Source organism: Pedococcus sp. NPDC057267 (assembly GCF_042668795.1).
Lineage (GTDB): Bacteria > Actinomycetota > Actinomycetes > Actinomycetales > Dermatophilaceae > Pedococcus.
On sequence record NZ_JBHUYG010000093.1, the window covers coordinates 1 to 17,492 of the forward strand.

Below are 17,492 nucleotides of genomic sequence, written 5' to 3' on the forward strand. Positions count from 1 at the left end.
CCGCGCCGGCGGCGTGGCGGGGGGCGGGGGGGGGCGCGGGCCCGGCGCCCCGCGGCTGCCGGGCGGTGGCCGTGGCGACGACGGCCAGCGCGGCGGCCAGCACCTCGAGCACCCCGCAGACGACGTCGGCGGCACCGACCGGCTCGGCGACGCCGGCCCCCGGTCCGAACGGCAGCCCGCTGGTGCGGGAGACCACCCAGAGCAGGACCAGCGCCACCGAGCCGGCAGCCCCCGCCAGGAGGATCGTGCGCGTCGCCGGCCGGGACCAGACCCACAGGGCCCAGCCGAGCTGTGCGGCGGCGACGACGAGGAAGAACAGTCCCGCGGCCCACCACTGCGAGAAGTGCTGGCCGGCGACACCGACGTGGACGAGGGCCGCACCGGCAGTGAGCAGGGCGGCGCACCGGACGAGGAGAGTGCGCGTTGTCATGCCGGCAACGGTGCCCGGCTGGTGTGCGAGGAGTGTGACGGGAATGTTCGGGGAGTGTTCGGGTTCGGGCGCGGGGGGCTCTCGATCGCCCCGGACCGCCGCGTCGGCCTTGCCGCGGCCCCGGCGCGTCCGCCAGCGTTGCGCCATGGGACCTCGCCGATGACCGCGACCAGGGTGCTGCTCGTCGAGGACGAGCCGGCCATCGCCGAGGTCGCCCGGCTCTACCTCGAGCGCGACGGCCACGACGTGGTGCTGGTCGGCGACGGCGTCGCGGCGCTCGACCGGCTCGCTGCCGGCGGGGTCGACGTCGTGCTGCTCGACATCGGGCTGCCCGGGGCGGTCGACGGGATCGAGGTGTGCCGGCGGCTCCGCGCGGCCGACGACTGGACGCCGGTCGTCTTCGTCACCGCCCGGGACGACGAGGTCGACCGGATCCTCGGCCTCGAGCTCGGGGCCGACGACTACGTCACCAAGCCGTACTCGCCCCGGGAGCTTGCCGCGCGGGTGCGCTCGCTGGTCCGGCGCCAGCAGCGCGCGCGCGACGCCGCGGCGGCTCCAGCGCCCCGCCTCACCGTCGGCGCCGTCGTGCTCGAGCCGGACACCCGGCGGGCGAGCGTCGGCGGGTCGCCGGTGGCGCTGACCACCACGGAGTTCGACCTGCTGGCCCACCTCATGGCGCGGCCCGGCCGGGTCTACGCGCGGGCAGAGCTGCTGTCGGCGGTCTGGGGCTACCCCGCGGACGACGCCTCGCGCACGGTCGACGTCCACGTCGCCCAGCTGCGCTCCAAGCTCGGTGCGGCCAGCCCCATCCGGACGGTCCGGGGCGTCGGCTACGGCGTGGAGCGGTCATGAGGCGCCCCGGGGACCTCGTCCGCCGCACCGCGGTGGCGATGGCGGCCGTGGCCACCGTGGCCGTCGTCGTGGCCGCCCTCGTCTCGCTCGGGCTCGTGCGGTCGGCCGACCAGTCGCAGGCACGAAAGGCGTTGCACAGCAAGGCCGATCTCATCGCTGCCGTCCTCGACGCGAGCCGCCCCGCCGACATCGGCCCGTCGTTGCGCGTCGTGCGGGGACAGGACACCCCCGCCGCCTGGATCACGACCACGGGACGGCTCGTCGGCGACCCACTCGCCCGCGCGGCATACACCCGCCTGCCCCGCGCGGACCGGGACCAGGAGGTGTCGCGCACGCTGCGGATCGACGGCCGGCCGGTCCTCGTCGAGGTGCGGCCGCTGGCCTCGGGGCAGGTGGTGGTGTTCGCCCAGCGCAGCGACCTCGCGATCGGGCAGACGCTGCGGCTCTTCGACCGCGTGCTCCTCGCCCTCGTCGCCGGGCTGGTGGTCGCGGTGGGGGTGGCGGTGCCGTTCGCGCGGCGCCTCGCCGCCCCGCTGCGGCGGACGGCGGCTGCCGCCCACCGGCTGGCGTCGGGGGAGCGGTCGGTGCGCGTCACCCCCGAGGGCCCGGCGGAGCTGGCGGAGGTCGGCGCGTCCCTCAACACCCTCGCCGAGGCGCTCGAGCACAGCGAGCGCAGGCAGCGGCAGTTCCTCATGTCCGTCTCGCACGAGCTCCGCACGCCCCTGACCGCGATCCGTGGGTTCGGCGAGGCGCTCGCCGACGGGGTCGCCACGGGGTCGGCGGTGCCCGCCGCGGGAGCGACGATCGTGGCCGAGTCGTCGCGGCTGGAGCGGCTGGTCTCGGACCTGCTCGACCTCGCCAGGGTCGGCGCCGACGACTTCCGGTACGACATCGGGCCGTTCGACCTCGGCGGACTCGTGGACGCCGCCGGGCAGGTGTGGGGTCGCCGGTGCGCGGCCGAGGGGCTCGCCTTCGGCCTGGAGCGCGCGCCCGGCAGCGTGGGCGTCGTGGGCGACCCGGCCCGTACCCGGCAGGCGCTCGACGGGCTGGCCGAGAACGCCCTGCGCGTCACGCCCGCCGGCCGGCCCCTCGTGCTGGCGCTGCGGGTCGAGGGCGGCGAGGCGGTGCTGGAGGTGCGCGACGGTGGACCCGGGCTGACCGAGCAGGACCGTGCGGTCGCGTTCGAGCGGTCTGCGCTGCACGACCGGTACCGGGGCGTGCGGCCCGTCGGCACGGGACTGGGACTGGCGCTCGTGCACGAGCTGGTGACCGGCATGGGCGGGCTCGTCGAGGCGGACGTCGCCCCCGAGGGCGGGGCATGCTTCCGGGTCCGGCTGCCGCTCGCGGCCGGGGCTCAGGCACCCGTGCCGATCCAGTAGCGGCGCTTGCCCTGCAGCTCGCCCTCGAACACCCCGCCGCAGGACTCGATGACCCGGGCCGAGGCGACGTTGTCGACGTCGCAGGTCACGAGCAGCCGTGGGATGCCGCGCCGGGCCGCCAGCGGCACGACCTGCCGCAGCGCGTCGCTGGCGAAGCCGCGGCGCCTCGCCGTGGGCCGGACGTTGTACCCGACGTGACCGCCAATGGTGGCGAGCAGCGGGTGGGTGATGTGGTGCCGCAACGAGATCCCGCCCACGTACCGGTCCGGCTCGTCGGGGTCCTCGAGCCACCAGTGCGTGGCGGTGGTCCACCCAGGCGGCCGCGGGCTTCCGGCGAGCTCGTCGCCCGTCCGGTTGTCGACGAGGCGCCGGAACTGCTCCGGGTCCTCGAGCCCCTCGCGGGTGAACCGCAGGCCGGGGAAGTCCCCTTCGGGCGGCCAGTCGAGGATTCCGGCGTACTGCGGCTCCCCGGCGGCCACGAACTCGTCCGCCGCCTCGAGGAACGAGCGGTGGAACCGGACGTGCGGGGTGGCGAGCAGGACCACCCCGGCACTATCGCAGCCGGGCGATCGCGGCGTCGAGCATCGCCTCGGTGAGCTTGCCCGTGAAGGTGTTCTGCTGGCTCACGTGGTAGCACCCGACGAGCCGCACCTCGCGCCCGTCGGGGAGCCCGAGCACGGCCTCGGCTCCGTGGCCGAAGCGCGGTTTGGGCCGCGGCACCGTCCACCCGAGCCGGCGGGCGGCGCCGAGGGTGGCGTCCCAGCCGATCGACCCCAGCGCCATCATCGTGCGCAGCCGCGGTGCGGCGAGCTCGAGGTCGCGGTCGAGCCAGGGGGCGCAGGTGGCCTTCTCCGCCGTCGTCGGCTTGTTCGCCGGCGGCGCGCAGCGCACCGTCGCCACGATGCGTATGCCGTGGAGCTCCAGCCCGTCGCCCGCCGCCACCGAGGTCGGCTGAGTGGCGTACCCCGCGCGGTGCAGCGCTGCATACAGCCAGTCCCCGGAGCGGTCGCCGGTGAACATGCGCCCGGTGCGGTTGGTGCCGTTGGCGGCCGGGGCCAGGCCGACGATCATCCGCTCGGCGGCGGGGTCACCGAAGCCCGGGCCGGGTCGGCCCCAGTACGGCTGGTCCGCGAACGACGCCCGGCGCCCGGCGGTGGCCACGTCCTCGCGCCACTGCACCAGCCGGGGGCAGGCGCGGCAGACGGAGATGCGGGCGTCGAGCTCGGCGAGGGTGGTCGCGTCGTCCGCGAGGCGCACCACGTCGTCGGGGGCGGTAGCGACGGGCGTGGCGGCTGTGGCGGGGTCGCCGGGCCAGCCCGTGCCGGGCGGGACCGGGGAGGGGAACAGCCGCCCGGTCAGCGGGTGCGGCGCCTCGGCGGGGTACACCGGTGTCGGGGACGGCGGGCCCGGGGACGGCGATGCGGGGGGCGGCGATGCGGGGGGCGGCGATGCGGGGGGCGGCGATGCGGGTGGCGGCGATGCGGGGGGCGGCGATGCGGGGGACCGCCCGCGACCCGGGCGCCCGAGGTCGTCGACGGCTGCGTCCTGCCCGGTGTCGGCCACCCGGCCACCGTAGACGCCCCCGCCCGGCCCCGCTCCACCTGTCGCACCGGCCCGGGCCGTGCAACCCTTCCGTCGTGGCGGACAGGAGCCGGGTGCGCGCGGGGCTGTCGGCCGCCGCGGACCGAGCGTGGCCCGGGCGGCCGACGCGCTGGCGCGACGTCCCGGCCCGGCTGCGCCCGACCGTGTCGTGGGTGCTGCGGCTCACCACGGCCGCAGTCGTCGCGTGGCTCATCGCCCGGCAGGTGACCGGGATCTCCGTCGACCTCACGGCGCCGCTGACCGCGCTGCTCGTCGTCCAGGCCTCGGCGTTCTCGACGCTGCGGATGAGCCTGCTGCGGGTCGGCGCCGTCCTCACCGGCGTCCTCGTCGCCGTGGGGTTCTCGGCGCTGGCGGGGCTGTCGTGGTGGAGCCTGGCCGCCGTCATCGGGGCGTCGCTGTTCCTGGCCAAGGTCTTCCGCCTGGGCGAGCAGGCACTCGAGGTCCCCATCAGCGCGATGCTCATCCTCGCGGTGGGCTCGCCCGACGTCGCTGCGGAGGCCCGCGTCGCCCTGACCCTCGTGGGCGCCGGCGTCGGGGTCCTGTTCAACCTGCTGCTGCCCTCGGCCGTGCCCACCGGCCGGGCCGGTGGGGCGGTGCTGCGCGTCGCGTACGCCACGGCGGACTGCCTCGACGGCGCGTCGAGGTCCATGGCCGCCGAGCGCCTGCGCCGCGCCGAGGTCGAGCGGTGGGCGGACGAGACCCGTGGCGTGGCCTCGCAGGTGGCCGAGGCGTCGGCGGTCGTCACGCAGGTCAAGGAGGGTCGCCGGTTCAACCCGCGCGCCCTCACCACGGCCGATGTCGAGCCCGGGCTGCGCGAGGGCCTGGACCGGCTCGAGGCGACCGTGCTCGCGATCCGCGCCCTGTTCACCGTGATCCTCGCCGAGCTGCCGCCGGAGGAGGACGAGCGCGCCGATGCCGAGGCCGACGCGGCCTTCGACGAGGACGCGCGGCTCGCGTTCTCCGTGGTGCTCGCCGACATCGCCGACTGCCTGCGAGCCTACGGCCGCCTCGTGCACGCCGAGGCCGGCGGCGCCGAGGAGCGGGCCGAGGAGGCGCTCGCGGAGAGCCTGGAGATCCTGCGGGAGACCCGGGCGATCCTCACCGAGCTGCTCACGAGCCGACCCGAGGGGCGCCTCGAGCTGTGGCTGCTGCGCGGCTCGGTGCTCGCGGCGGTCGAGCAGGTCCTGGTCCAGCTCGACCTCGAGCGCCGGGCCCGGCTCCGCTCGGCGTGGCAGCGCCCGGCCCCGATCGCCGCCGTGGCGCCCCTGGTGCGCGACGCCCTGCCGCGGGCGCGGGTCCGCCGCGCGGGCGGGTGGGGGGAGGCGCCGGACGCCGTGTCGTCGCCCACAGGCCGTGACCACCCGCGCTGAGCCGCAGCTCGGGGCTCGTGGCGTTCGTGGGTGTCGTCCTCGCCACGTAGGCTTGGGGGAACATGAGCACGCTGTTCGACGACCTGTTCCCCTCCGACAAGCAGGGCCCCTCCGACAAGCAGGGCCCCTCCGGCGACGGCGCTCCGCGCGATCCCGGGGGCCGCACGAGCGCCGCGACCGCCCGCGCGACGGCCGTCGACGAGCGTGGCGTGCCCACGTGGGCGCAGGCCGCGGCCGAGGGCCGGCCCGGCGGCATACCCGGTGGACCTGGCGACGCGCCCGACCCCGAGGCCCTGCTCGAGGGGCTCAACTCGCAGCAGCGCGCAGCGGTGCTGCACGAGGGCAGCCCGCTGCTCATCGTCGCCGGTGCGGGCTCGGGCAAGACCCGCGTGCTCACCAACCGCATCGCCTACCTGCTCGCCGCCCGTGGGGTGCAGCCCGGCCAGGTCCTGGCGATCACGTTCACCAACAAGGCCGCCGCCGAGATGCGTGAGCGCGTCGCCGCCCTCGTGGGGCCGCGGGCCAAGGCGATGTGGGTCATGACGTTCCACAGCGCGTGCGTGCGGATCCTGCGCCGCGAGGCGGGCAAGGTCGGGCTGAAGTCGACCTTCTCCATCTACGACGCGGCCGACAGCCAGCGGCTCATGGCCCTCGTCCTGCGCGACCTCGACCTCGACCCCAAGCGCTACCCGCCGCGGTCGTTCAGCCACCAGGTGAGCAACCTCAAGAACGAGCTCGTCGACGAGGAGACCTTCGCCTCCCGGGTCACCGAGGGCACGCACCAGGAGCGGATGCTCGCCGAGGCCTACACCGAGTACCAGCGCCGCCTGCGGGCCGCGAACGCGCTCGACTTCGACGACCTCATCATGACGACGGTCAACATCCTGCAGGCCTTCCCCGACGTCGCCGAGCACTACCGCCGCCGGTTCCGCCACGTGCTCGTCGACGAGTACCAGGACACCAACCACGCCCAGTACCAGCTCGTCCGCGAGCTCGTCGGCGGCTACGACTCGGCGCCCGGCCGCTCCGACGGGCCCGTCGTCGAGCCGGCGGAGCTGGTCGTGGTCGGTGACGCGGACCAGTCGATCTACGCCTTCCGGGGCGCCACGATCCGCAACATCATCGAGTTCGAGGAGGACTACCCGGACGCCCGGACGATCCTGCTCGAGCAGAACTACCGGTCGACCCAGACGATCCTGCAGGCCGCCAACTCGGTCATCGCGCGCAACCCCGAGCGGCGCAAGAAGAACCTGTGGACCGACAGCGGTGACGGCGACCTCATCGTCGGCTACGTCGCCGACAACGAGCACGACGAGGCCGCGTTCGTGGCCAAGACGATCGACGAGCTCGCCGACAGGGCAGGGGTCAAGCCCAAGGACGTCGCGGTCTTCTACCGCACCAACGCCCAGTCCCGTGCCCTGGAGGAGGTCTTCGTCCGCGTCGGCCTGCCGTACAAGGTGGTCGGGGGCACGCGGTTCTACGAGCGCCGCGAGGTCAAGGACGCCCTGGCCTACCTGCGCGTGCTCTCCAACCCCGCCGACACGGTGAACCTGCGCCGCATCCTCAACGTGCCCAAGCGGGGCATCGGTGACCGGGCGGAGGCCTGCGTCGCCGCCCTCGCCGAGCGCGAGCGGATCCCGTTCGTCGCGGCGCTCGGCCGCCCCGAGGACGCCCCCGGCATCGCCACGCGCTCGGTCACCGCGATCAAGGGCTTCACTGCGCTGCTGGAGGGCCTCGGCGAGGTCCACGCCGACGACGAGCGCGGCGTGGCCGACCTGCTCGAGGCCGTGCTCGACCGGTCCGGCTACCTCGCCGAGCTGCGCGCGTCGCACGACCCGCAGGACGAGACGCGCATCGAGAACCTCGCCGAGCTCGTCGCCGTCGCCCAGGAGTTCGACGAGACGCGGGCCGAGACGGGTGAGGTCGCGAGCCTGGAGGACTTCCTCGAGCAGGTGTCGCTGGTCGCGGACGCCGACGAGATCCCGGACAACGAGGAGGCGGCCGACCAGGGTGTCGTCACCCTCATGACGCTGCACACGGCCAAGGGCCTGGAGTTCCCCGTCGTCTTCCTCACCGGGCTCGAGGACGGCACCTTCCCGCACCTGCGGGCGCTCGGCGACCCCAAGGAGCTCGAGGAGGAGCGCCGGCTCGCGTACGTCGGCATCACCCGGGCCCGCGAGCGGCTCCACCTGTCGCGGGCCGCGGTCCGCTCGGCATGGGGGGCGCCGCAGTACAACCCCCCGAGCCGGTTCCTCGACGAGATCCCCGGGCACCTGCTCGACTGGCAGCGCGCGGAGGCGGCGACCTCGACCCGCCGGCCCTCGACGCCCGCGGTGGCGACCCTCGCGGCACGTCCGGGGGTCCGCTCGCCCGGCAACCGGCCGCTCATCGCCCTGCACGCCGGCGACAAGGTCACCCACGACTCCTACGGCCTCGGCACCGTCGTCAAGACCGAGGGCGAGGGCGACAAGACGCAGGCGCACGTGGACTTCGGCGGGGACACCGGGGTCAAGCGGTTCCTGCTGCGCTACGCCCCCCTCGAGAAGCTCTGAGCCCAGCCACCCGGGTCCGGGTGGGGCGGGTGCCGGCTACTGCAGGCCGTGGGCGTGCAGCCACGGGGCCGGGTCGATGGCCGCGCCGCCGTCGGGGTGGATCTCGAGGTGCAGGTGCGGGCCGGTCGAGTGGCCGGTGTTGCCCGACAGCGCGACGACCTCGCCCGGGTCGACGTTCTCGCCGACCGAGACCTGGATCGAGCTCAGGTGGGCGTACACCGAGACGGTCCCGTCCCAGTAGGTGATCTCGAGCTTGTTGCCGTAGCCGCTCTCCCACCCGGCGAACGTGACCGTCCCCGTGGACATCGAGTGGACCGGCGTGCCGACCGGGGTCGCGAAGTCGTTGCCCTCGTGCATCTTGCCCCAGCGCCAGCCGAAGCCCGAGGTGAACGCGGCACCGGCGATCGCGGGCACCCACCTCTCGCGTGCCTTGCGAGCGGCCTCGGCCTGGCGCACCGCGTCGGCGGCGGCCTGCTTGCTGGCGATGCTGCGGCGCTCGGCGTCCCGCGCGATCCGCTGCGCCTCCGTGGCCCGCGTGGCGACCGCGGAGGCCTGGACCTCACGCTGCTGCTCGGCCTCGACGCGGTCGAACTCGGCGGCCGCGGCATTCGCGGCCCTGGTCCGGGCCGCCGACCCCGAGAGGTCGAACACGGTGGGGGCCGACTCGGCGACGGTGGCGCCGCTGGCGGTGACCACGAGGGCGGCAGCGGCTGCGCTCGGGAGGAGGAAGCCGCTCTTCAGCCCGGTGGGGATGCGGGCACCACGACGGGGGGCGCGGTGGCGACCCGGGGCGCGGTGGCGACCCTCGTAGGAGGAAGAGCTCACGAAGCAGATGACCTGACGTGCGGGGGGACACGGGAGTCACCGAGGTTAGCGTGACCGGTTCGTTACCCAAAATCGACTCGGCGAAAACCGTCCGATTCGTCCCGGTATTTTGGCCCGTCAGGAGGCGTTCGGGTGCAGCTCGGTCACGCCCGGGGTCACCGTGTGGCCCTCCGTGTCGAGGTGGGCCAGCGTCGAGGAGATGCCGTGGACGACGCTGCCCAGGATGGGCAGTGACATGTGCCCGACGCCGTGGAGGGGGATGTTGCGGGCCGCCAAGTCGGGGTGGTCGAGGGCGCCGTGGCGCTGCGGGAACACCATCTGGTCGAGGTCCGACCAGTAGACGACGAACCGCGTGCGGCAGTCCTCGACCGGCTGGTCGAGCTCACGCATGAGGCCGCTGCCGGGGCGCAGCTGCCGGGTGAGCGAGCTGTGCCAGCCGTATGCCGTGTACGTGCCCTGGTGCGGCGTGCCCAGGGTGACGAGGGTGTGGACGCGCTCGTCACCGCCGAGGCGGGTGACGTAGTAGCGGGCGATGAGGCCGCCCATCGAGTGGCCGACGACGTGGATCCGCTCGTAGCCCGTTTCGGCCACCAGGGCCTCGACCTCCTCGGCCAGGCGGGCCGCTGCCGTGCGCACGTCCGTGGTGAACGGCGAGTAGTTCATGCTCGTCACGCGGCCGAACCCTCGCCGGCGGAGCCCGAGCCGCAGCAGCGTGAAGATCGACCGGTTGTCCACCATGCCGTGCACGAGCAGGATCGGGGTGCCGGCGGCCTCGACGTCGGAGATCACGAGCCCCCGCTGGACCGGCGGGAGGTGCTCCACGCGGTACCCGAGCTGGCTCTCGCGACCGTGCCGCCCCAGGACTCCCCAGGGGTAGAGCGCCATGTGGGTGGTGAGCCACGCCGCCTCCACGGCTGCGCCGACGAGCCCCGTGGGGGTGGCCAGCGCCTTGGCGGCCCCGCCGACGATGTCGCCCGCAGCCTCGGCGGCGGTCACGGCCCGTGCCGCCGCCCGCAGGACGGCGTGGGCAGGGCGCGCGGGCGAGCCCGACGTGGGCCGCAGCTCTGCGGGACGTCGACGCGGGCGGGAGGCGCTCTGCGACATGACGTCCTGAACCTAGACGGTGTCGGCCCATCCTGCAGGCCGGACGCGCCCGCAGGGGCCGGACCTGCGGGACGTGGGTCACCTCACGCCGTGTCGGGGAGGGCCCCTGGGAGTGGCTAGTCTGCGCTCATGAGTGACTCCCCCCTGCGCGTCGTCGTGGCCAAGCCCGGGCTCGACGGACATGACCGTGGCGCCAAGGTCGTCGCCCGCGCACTTCGCGACGCGGGCATGGAGGTCGTCTACACCGGCCTGCACCAGACCCCCGAGCAGATCGTCGAGGCGGCGATCCAGGAGGACGCCGACGCGGTCGGACTGTCGGTCCTCTCGGGCGCGCACATGACCCTGTTCGCCAAGGTCATGGAGCTCCTGCGCGAGCGTGACGCGTCGGACATCGTGGTGTTCGGTGGCGGGATCATCCCCGAGGGGGACATCCCCGAGCTGGAGAAGATCGGGGTGGCGAAGGTCTTCACCCCTGGCGCCACGACGACCGAGATCGTCGAGTGGGTCCGCGGGAACGTCACGCCCCTCTGACCCCGGCCGTCCCGGACCGCCACGGCACTGGCCAACCGTCGTCGTGCCGCAGCCACGCCGGGCACGAAGAAGGGGCCGGGCGTCCGCCCCGGCCCCTCCCGTGCCGCGCCGTCGAGGCGCGGACTGCTGCGGGTTACCGCAGCCATCCGTACCGGCGAACCAGGGACGTGCGGGCCCAGCGCTGCCCGAATCCCCACTCGTCACCGGCGAGGACGAGCGCCAGTGCGATCACGGTGACCGCACCGATGACGTGGTCGTCGATCACAGGGTTGTTGGCCAGCGGGAACGATGCCGCCCACATGAAGGCGTAGAGCAGCGCGCCGGTCGCTGCGGCGATCCGCATCCCGATGCCGAAGGTCAGGGCGAGCCCGATCCCGGCGAGGCCGATCATGAACAGCCAGTCCGCCCAGGCGTGCCCGGCCATGCCGGTGAAGAAGCCGTGGAACCAGTTGCCCGGGGCGACGGACTTCAGGAAGCCCGTCGTGGGGCTGCCGCCGTGGATCCACGCGGCCGGTCCGAACCGGTCCACCGCTCCGGTGGCCTGGCTGGTGCCGGTCGCCCACCCGAGGGCGAGCAGCTTGTCGAAGAAGGCCCACAGGAAGGTGAGCCCGAAGGCGACGCGCAGCACCGCGAGCATCCTGCGGGCTGCCACATGGGTCACCACGTCGTGTTCGACGAGTACGTCGAGCCGGGGGTGGCGCTGGACGGTTGTCATGGTGGTTTCCTCCTCGGTGGGCCGATGGCCCGGTTGTCTGCACTTCCATGCTTCAACCGGCCCACCGGCCCCACGAGGGCCCTAGGTCCTGCGCGCCAACGCCTTCCGTGTGACCCGGGTCACGCGCGGCTGGCGCGTCAGCCGACCGTCGGGACGGAGAGGGTCGCGGGCTCCGTCGGCGAGGCGTGCACCGTCACCGGCTGCACGGCATACGCGTTCTTGTACGCCGCGTCGGTGCTGGCCAGGACGAGCCGCAGCCGGTGCCCGGCCTCCAGGAGGTGGACGATCGCCGGCAGCTCGATGTGCACGGGCTGCGTGACGTCGGCGACGCGGACCGGGCTGATCAGCTTGTGCACCAGCACCTGCGTGCCGTCGGGGGCGACGTCGTAGAGCTTGGCGAAGACCTGCAGCTGGCCGCTCGGACCGAGGGCCTGCGTCCCCGCCACGACCGGCGAGTCGAACCGGACGTCGAGGGTCGGGGAGCCGACGACCGTCAGCGGCGTCGCCAGCGGGGCCGTCGTCCAGGCGCCGAAGGTGCCCGGGGTGTCGTACGGCGTCGTGAGGCCGGACGGCAGCGAGACCTGGCCCTCGAGCCCGGACACCTCGGTGTACGACGCCGGGGCGCCGCCACCGGGGTTGGACCACGAGGTGCTGCCGGGCAGGATCGCGGACTTCGAGGACACGAGCTCGTCGCCGGACGAGAGGTACCAGGACCGCCGGGTCCCGACCGGGTAGCTCGGCGCCGACGCGTAGGCGGGGGCAGCGCTACCGGTGTAGGACACCCAGTCGCGGAAGTACGCGAAGCCCGGACCGGTCGAGACGGTGCTGTCCTTGAGGTAGTGGTCGAACCAGTTCTTGATGCGCAGGCCGAGGTAGGTGTCCTCGATGTGCTGCCCGGAGAGGTCCAGCTCGCCCGGGGCCGCGCCGCTGTTGCCGTTCGCGCCGCCTGAGTGGCCCCACGACTGCCACGCCATCGTCACCGGCACGCCGCGGGACCGCAGCTGGCGGTAGGTCGCGACCGCCTCCTGCAGGTTGAACAGCGTGTCGTTCTCGCCCTGGATGAGGAACGTCGGGACGTTCACCCGGTCGGTGTAGTGGCCCACCGACACCCGGTCGGTCAGCCGGTAGGTGTCGCTCGTGGGGTAGCCGAGCGTGTCGAGGGTGGCCTTGGCCTGGCAGGCCTCGAGGACGAAGTTGGGGCAGCCGACGTCGCGGGTCGGGTCGATCGTCGCGCCCTGGACGCCGTCGGCGATGCCCACCCCGAAGAACAGGTCGGTCCAGCCGAGCTTCTCCGTGCCCGGTGCAGAGTTCGCGTACGTGACGCCCCGGGTGAAGCTGGTGTTGTTCGGGGCCAGGGAGTAGCGCAGGTCGTTCCACGTGATCAGCGGGACGAGGGTGTCGACGCGCGGATCCGTTGCGGCAGTGGCGAACTGGATCTGCCCGCCGTACGACCCGCCGATCATCCCGATGCGCGGGTCGTGGGTGGCCGCGTCGTCGAGCTTCGTGAAGTCCACGGCCAGCGTGCCCGGACCGGTGGTCGTGCTGCCCACCTGCGCCGAGTCGTATGCCGCGCTGCCGCCACCCCCGAGGAACGTCACCAACGAGCTCGCCGCGACGCCGTCCACGCCGGGGTCGTCGAGCGAGATCTTGCACCCGCTGTTCGGGAAGCCCAGCCCCGTGTACGACAGGACGGCGTAACCACGCTCGGCGAAGGCGCGCCCCAGCCCGGCCTGGTCGGTCTTGCTGCCCCCGAAGCCGTTCGTCGTGAGGATCGAGGGGACGCGGTTCGTCGGGCCGGCGGAGTGCGGCTTGTAGAGGTCGGCGTCGATGGTGCAGGTCTGCGGCCGGCCGAGGTCGTCGTTGCCGGCCGGGACCGTGAAGTGCAGGCCGGTGTAGACGTCGACGGTGTCCGTCGTGGTCGTGGCGGCGGAGGCACTGCCGCCCGCGGCCGTGAGCAGTCCGGCTGCGGCGAGGGCAGCCGTGGCGACGGCCGTGACCGTCCGGGTCGGGGTGCGGCGGGGTCGTGCCGGGGCTCCTGCTGGGGTGCGGCGCGTCATCGGGCCTCCACGGTCCATCGCGGGCCGGGGTGCCCGCCTGTGCCGTGACAACGAGGCCGGCGGACCCCGGGTTACGCGCCCACATCGTGGTCCGGACCGTCCGCATGCCGGTCGGACAGGCGGACGGCGGCCCGCGCGGCTTGCCCGTCCTTGGTGCAACGCGGGGGAAATCCGGGCCCGTTTTCGGTGTCGCAGAGGGGTTTCCACGCTTTTGGCAAAGTCTTGGCCAGATTCGTTGACCACCGCTCGGGACGCAGGGTTGGGTCGGCACGGCGCCCGAGCCAGCGACCAATCCCGCGTCGCGCCGGAGGGACCGCGGCGTCACCCATGCAGCGCAGGTGCACCCACCCGCGCCCGCCCAGAGAAGAGGAACCGTGTCCCGTCTGACCACCGGCGCCGCACTCGCCGTCGCAGCCGCTGCAGCAGTGGCGACCCCACTGTCCGCCGCTGCCGCCGCACCGCAGTCCACCGCCGCCACCCCCTCCGCAGCGTCGGCCGCGGCCGACCGTGACCATGCCGCCCTCGGCCTCTCCACGGACCAGACGCTGGTGCCCCGGTCCGTCGTCACGGACCGAGACGGCACCCAGCACGTCCGCTACGACCGCACCTTCAAGGGCCTGCGCGTGCTCGGCGGCGACCTCGTGCTGGACAAGACCTCGAGCGGCGGCCTGAGGACGGTGCGCTGGAACGCCACCGACCAGGTGGCCGTGTCCTCGACGACCCCCACCGTGAGCGAGTCGGCGGCCGAGGCCTCCGGCGCGCGCCGTGCGGGCTACGCCGCACGGACCACCAACGGCGACCTGGTCGTCTGGGCGGGCAGCGGCTCCCCGCGCCTGGCATGGGACGTCCTGACCGAGGGGGTCCGCGCGGACCAGACGCCGAGCCGGCTGCACACGGTCGTCGACGCGAGGACGGGTGCCGTCATCACGTCGTGGGACGAGATCGAGAACGGCAGCGGCAACTCGATGTACTCCGGCACGGTCACCCTGAACACCACGCTGTCCGGCAGCTCCTACCTGCTCAAGGACTCGGTGGGGAACTACACGACCGACCTCAACGGGGCGACGAGCGGCACCGGCACCCAGTTCACCGACGCCGACGACGTGTGGGGCAACGGCACCACCTCCTCGCGCCAGACCGCGGCCGTCGACGCCGAGTACGGTGCCGAGAAGACGTTCGCCTACTACAAGAACGTCCTCGGTCGGAACGGCATCTGGGACAACGGCACCGGTGCCCGCAGCCGCGTCCACTACGGCAACGCGTACAACAACGCGTTCTGGGACGGCACCCAGATGACCTACGGCGACGGCGCGAACAACGCCAAGCCGCTGACCGCCATCGACGTGGCGGCGCACGAGATGAGCCACGGCGTCACCGAGAACACGGCGGCCCTCAACTACAGCGGCGACGCCGGCGGCCTCAACGAGGCGACCTCGGACATCTTCGGCACCGCGGTGGAGTGGTACGCCAACTCGCCGTCCGACCCCGGTGACTACCTCATCGGCGAGAAGATCGACATCAACGGCAACGGCACCCCGCTGCGCTACATGGACAAGCCCTCCAAGGACGGTGCCTCCAAGGACTGCTGGTCCTCCTCGCTCGGCAGCCTCGACCCGCACTACTCCTCGGGCCCGCTGAACCACTGGTTCTACCTGGCCTCCGAGGGCTCGGGCGCCAAGACGATCAACGGTGTCGCCTACAACAGCCCCACCTGCGACGGCTCCACCGTCACCGGCGCGGGCCGCAGCAACATCGAGAAGGTCTGGTACCGCACGCTGTCCACCAAGCTCACCTCGGGCAGCACCTACCTCAACGCCCGTGAGGGCGCCATCACCTCGGCGATCGAGCTGTTCGGCGCGAGCAGCGCCACCTGCGCCGCGGTCGAGAAGGCGTTCACCGCGATCGCCGTCCCGGCCGGCAGCGCGAGCTGCAGCGGCGGCACCACGCCCCCGCCGAGCGGCAACCTGCTGCAGAACCCGGGCTTCGAGTCGGGCGCGACCGTCTGGACCGGGACGTCCGGCCCGATCACCAACGACACCGGGCGTCCGGCCCGCACCGGCTCCTGGAAGATGTGGCTCGGCGGCAACGGCACCACCGCCACCGAGACCGAGCAGCAGAGCGTCTCGATCCCCTCGACCGTGACGAGCGCGACCCTGTCGTTCTACCTGCGCACGGACACCGCGGAGTCGGGCACCACGGCATACGACACGATGAAGGTGCAGGTCGTCGACGGCTCGACCACGACGACGCTGGCCACGTACTCCAACGTGGGCACCAACGCGACGTACACGCTGAAGTCCTTCAACCTCACCGCCTGGAAGGGCAAGACGGTGGCGGTGAAGTTCCTGATGAACGAGGACTCGTCCCTGCAGACGTCCTTCGTCGTCGACGACACGTCGGTCGCCACGAGCTGACGCGTCGCCCCTGAACCGGTGGGGGCGGCCCCGGGCGTCCTCCGGGCCCGGGTCCGCTCCCACCGCACCAGCGCCGCCCCGGCGCGCCCATCTCATGGAGGAGATCGCAGTGAACCGTCTCACCACCGGTGCCGTCGCAGGCATCGCCGTCCTCGCCGCAGGAGTTCCGCTCTCCTCGGCGTCCGCGGCCCCCGCCGCGGCAGTCCGCCCCACCCCCGGCGTGGCCGCCGAGCAGGCCCGTGTCGCCGACGCGGCCAGAGCGCTGGGCCTCGGCCCGGGGCAGGCCCTCGTCGTCCGCTCCACCGTCACCGACCCGGACGGCACCGTCCACGTCCGCTACGACCGCACCTTCGACGGCCTGCGCGTCGTCGGCGGGGACCTCGTCGTCGAGCGCTCGGCCGCGGGCGCCACCCGGTCCGTGCGCTGGAACGCGGCCAGGTCCGTCGCCGTCGCCTCGACGTCCCCGAAGCTGAGTGCGGCCCAGGCCTCCTCGCGCGCCGGCGGGGCGACCCGCTCCGACCTCGTCGTGTATGCCGCGGAGTCCGGCGCGCGCCTCGCCTGGGACACGGTCCGCGAGGGCGTCAGGGCCGACCAGACCCCGAGTCGCCTGCACACCGTCGTGGACGCCACGACCGGGGCGACCCTCGACTCCTGGGACGAGGTCACCCCCGGCACCGGCAGCTCGATGTACTCGGGCACCGTCTCGCTCGGCACCACCCTGTCGGGCGGCAGCTACCTGCTCAAGGACTCGGTGGGCAACTACACGACCGACCTCAACGGCGCGACGACCGGCACCGGCACCCAGTTCACCGACGCCGACGACGCCTGGGGCAACGGCTCGGTGTCGTCACGGCAGACCGCTGCGGTCGACGCGCACTACGGTGCCGAGAAGACGTTCGCCTACTACAAGAACGTGTTGGGCCGCAAAGGGATCTGGGACAACGGCACGGGCGCCCGCAGTCGGGTCCACTACGGCAACGCCTACGTGAACGCCTTCTGGGACGGCACCCAGATGACCTACGGCGACGGGGCGAACAACGCCAAGCCGCTGACCGCCATCGACGTCGCCGGCCACGAGATGAGCCACGGCGTCACCGAGAACACCGCGGGGCTCGTGTACCGCGGTGACGCAGGCGGTCTCAACGAGGCCACCTCGGACATCTTCGGCACCGCCGTCGAGTGGTACGCCAACTCGTCCGCCGACCCGGGCGACTACCTGATCGGCGAGAAGATCGACATCAACGGCAACGGCACCCCGCTGCGGTACATGGACAAGCCGAGCAGGGACGGCCGGTCGCAGGACTGCTGGACCACCAGCACCCGGAACCTCGACCCGCACTACTCCTCGGGCCCCCTCAACCACTGGTTCTACCTGGCCTCCGAGGGCTCGGGGGCCAGGACGATCAACGGTGTCGCCTACAACAGCCCGACGTGTGGTGGCGCCCCCGCCGTCACGGGCGCGGGCCGCGCGGCGATCGAGAAGGTCTGGTACCGCACCCTGTCGACCAAGCTGACCTCGCGCAGCGACTACAAGGCGGCGCGCGAGGGCGCCATCGCCTCGGCGAAGGAGCTGTACGGCGCCGGCTCGCCGACCTGCGCAGCCGTCAGGAGCGCCTTCGACGCGATCGCCGTCCCCGCCGGGGCGCAGACCTGCTGACCCC

At 73.5% G+C, this 17,492-nt stretch carries 14 protein-coding genes; 7 read left to right on the top strand and 7 right to left on the bottom strand.

The features are described from left to right. Nucleotides 1-430: hypothetical protein (locus tag ACFUC1_RS16825; protein WP_379121827.1), on the bottom strand; the 430-nt coding region annotated here is incomplete at its 3' end. 159 nt (nucleotides 431-589) lie between these two features. Between ACFUC1_RS16825 and ACFUC1_RS16830 the strand changes: the two genes are divergently transcribed. Both ACFUC1_RS16830 and ACFUC1_RS16835 read left to right on the top strand, forming a co-directional pair. Further along, nucleotides 590-1,282, top strand: a complete 693-nt coding sequence (locus tag ACFUC1_RS16830; protein ID WP_379121829.1) for a response regulator — start codon at nucleotides 590-592, stop codon at nucleotides 1,280-1,282. Further along, entirely contained in the window at nucleotides 1,279-2,661 is a 1,383-nt protein-coding gene (locus ACFUC1_RS16835; RefSeq protein WP_379121831.1) for an ATP-binding protein, read from the top strand. The genes ACFUC1_RS16830 and ACFUC1_RS16835 overlap by 4 nt, the downstream gene beginning before the upstream one ends. Here the strand turns inward: ACFUC1_RS16835 and ACFUC1_RS16840 are convergent. Together ACFUC1_RS16840 and ACFUC1_RS16845 are read right to left on the bottom strand one after the other, a co-directional pair. Then, entirely contained in the window at nucleotides 2,637-3,206 is a 570-nt protein-coding gene (locus ACFUC1_RS16840; RefSeq protein ID WP_379121833.1) for a GNAT family N-acetyltransferase, read from the bottom strand. The two genes, ACFUC1_RS16835 and ACFUC1_RS16840, sit on opposite strands and share 25 nt — an antisense overlap. A gap of 7 nt (nucleotides 3,207-3,213) precedes the next feature. Next, a complete protein-coding gene (locus tag ACFUC1_RS16845) occupies nucleotides 3,214-4,047 on the bottom strand; it encodes a uracil-DNA glycosylase (RefSeq protein WP_379121835.1) in 834 nt (277 codons plus the stop codon). Between the two features lie 251 nt (nucleotides 4,048-4,298). Here ACFUC1_RS16845 and ACFUC1_RS16850 point away from each other — a divergent pair, with 251 nt between their 5' ends. Both ACFUC1_RS16850 and pcrA read left to right on the top strand, forming a co-directional pair. After that, on the top strand, nucleotides 4,299-5,633 hold the full coding sequence (locus ACFUC1_RS16850; RefSeq protein WP_379121837.1) for an aromatic acid exporter family protein: 1,335 nt from the start codon (nucleotides 4,299-4,301) through the stop codon (nucleotides 5,631-5,633). A 62-nt stretch (nucleotides 5,634-5,695) separates the two neighbouring features. After that, nucleotides 5,696-8,185: a DNA helicase PcrA gene (pcrA, locus tag ACFUC1_RS16855; RefSeq protein ID WP_379121839.1), complete on the top strand. Its 2,490-nt coding sequence runs from the start codon at nucleotides 5,696-5,698 to the stop codon at nucleotides 8,183-8,185. A gap of 36 nt (nucleotides 8,186-8,221) precedes the next feature. On the opposite strand, the gene ACFUC1_RS16860 is transcribed toward pcrA, so the two are convergent. Next, nucleotides 8,222-9,010: a M23 family metallopeptidase gene (locus ACFUC1_RS16860; RefSeq protein WP_379121841.1), complete on the bottom strand. Its 789-nt coding sequence runs from the start codon at nucleotides 9,008-9,010 to the stop codon at nucleotides 8,222-8,224. A 117-nt stretch (nucleotides 9,011-9,127) separates the two neighbouring features. Continuing rightward, nucleotides 9,128-10,114 carry a lipase family alpha/beta hydrolase gene (locus tag ACFUC1_RS16865; protein ID WP_379121843.1) on the bottom strand — a complete coding sequence of 329 codons (987 nt, stop codon included), beginning with the start codon at nucleotides 10,112-10,114 and terminating at the stop codon, nucleotides 9,128-9,130. 129 nt (nucleotides 10,115-10,243) lie between these two features. Between ACFUC1_RS16865 and ACFUC1_RS16870 the strand changes: the two genes are divergently transcribed. Further along, complete coding sequence (locus ACFUC1_RS16870) at nucleotides 10,244-10,645, top strand: cobalamin B12-binding domain-containing protein (RefSeq protein WP_316006198.1); 402 nt, start codon at nucleotides 10,244-10,246, stop codon at nucleotides 10,643-10,645. A 133-nt stretch (nucleotides 10,646-10,778) separates the two neighbouring features. Here ACFUC1_RS16870 and ACFUC1_RS16875 read toward each other — a convergent pair whose 3' ends face one another. After that, a complete protein-coding gene (locus tag ACFUC1_RS16875; RefSeq protein ID WP_379121845.1) occupies nucleotides 10,779-11,360 on the bottom strand; it encodes a hypothetical protein in 582 nt (193 codons plus the stop codon). Between the two features lie 137 nt (nucleotides 11,361-11,497). Then, nucleotides 11,498-13,417 carry an alpha/beta fold hydrolase gene (locus tag ACFUC1_RS16880; protein WP_379121847.1) on the bottom strand — a complete coding sequence of 640 codons (1,920 nt, stop codon included), beginning with the start codon at nucleotides 13,415-13,417 and terminating at the stop codon, nucleotides 11,498-11,500. A gap of 374 nt (nucleotides 13,418-13,791) precedes the next feature. Here ACFUC1_RS16880 and ACFUC1_RS16885 point away from each other — a divergent pair, with 374 nt between their 5' ends. Together ACFUC1_RS16885 and ACFUC1_RS16890 are read left to right on the top strand one after the other, a co-directional pair. After that, nucleotides 13,792-15,831 (top strand): M4 family metallopeptidase, encoded by a 2,040-nt coding sequence (locus ACFUC1_RS16885; RefSeq protein WP_379121849.1) that lies wholly within the window; start codon nucleotides 13,792-13,794, stop codon nucleotides 15,829-15,831. Nucleotides 15,832-15,940: 109 nt separating this feature from the next. Next, nucleotides 15,941-17,488 (top strand): M4 family metallopeptidase, encoded by a 1,548-nt coding sequence (locus ACFUC1_RS16890; protein ID WP_379121851.1) that lies wholly within the window; start codon nucleotides 15,941-15,943, stop codon nucleotides 17,486-17,488. Nucleotides 17,489-17,492: the final 4 nt, after the last annotated feature.

What these genes read in the sequence shown, in the direction of transcription:
- ACFUC1_RS16830 (WP_379121829.1), top strand. Translation starts at nt 590, where the DNA reads ATGACCGCGACCAGGGTGCTGCTCGTCGAGGACGAGCCGGCCATCGCC.
- ACFUC1_RS16835 (WP_379121831.1), top strand. Translation starts at nt 1,279, where the DNA reads ATGAGGCGCCCCGGGGACCTCGTCCGCCGCACCGCGGTGGCGATGGCG.
- pcrA (WP_379121839.1), top strand. Translation starts at nt 5,696, where the DNA reads ATGAGCACGCTGTTCGACGACCTGTTCCCCTCCGACAAGCAGGGCCCC.
- ACFUC1_RS16865 (WP_379121843.1), bottom strand. Translation starts at nt 10,114, where the DNA reads ATGTCGCAGAGCGCCTCCCGCCCGCGTCGACGTCCCGCAGAGCTGCGG.
- ACFUC1_RS16870 (WP_316006198.1), top strand. Translation starts at nt 10,244, where the DNA reads ATGAGTGACTCCCCCCTGCGCGTCGTCGTGGCCAAGCCCGGGCTCGAC.
- ACFUC1_RS16875 (WP_379121845.1), bottom strand. Translation starts at nt 11,360, where the DNA reads ATGACAACCGTCCAGCGCCACCCCCGGCTCGACGTACTCGTCGAACAC.
- ACFUC1_RS16880 (WP_379121847.1), bottom strand. Translation starts at nt 13,417, where the DNA reads ATGACGCGCCGCACCCCAGCAGGAGCCCCGGCACGACCCCGCCGCACC.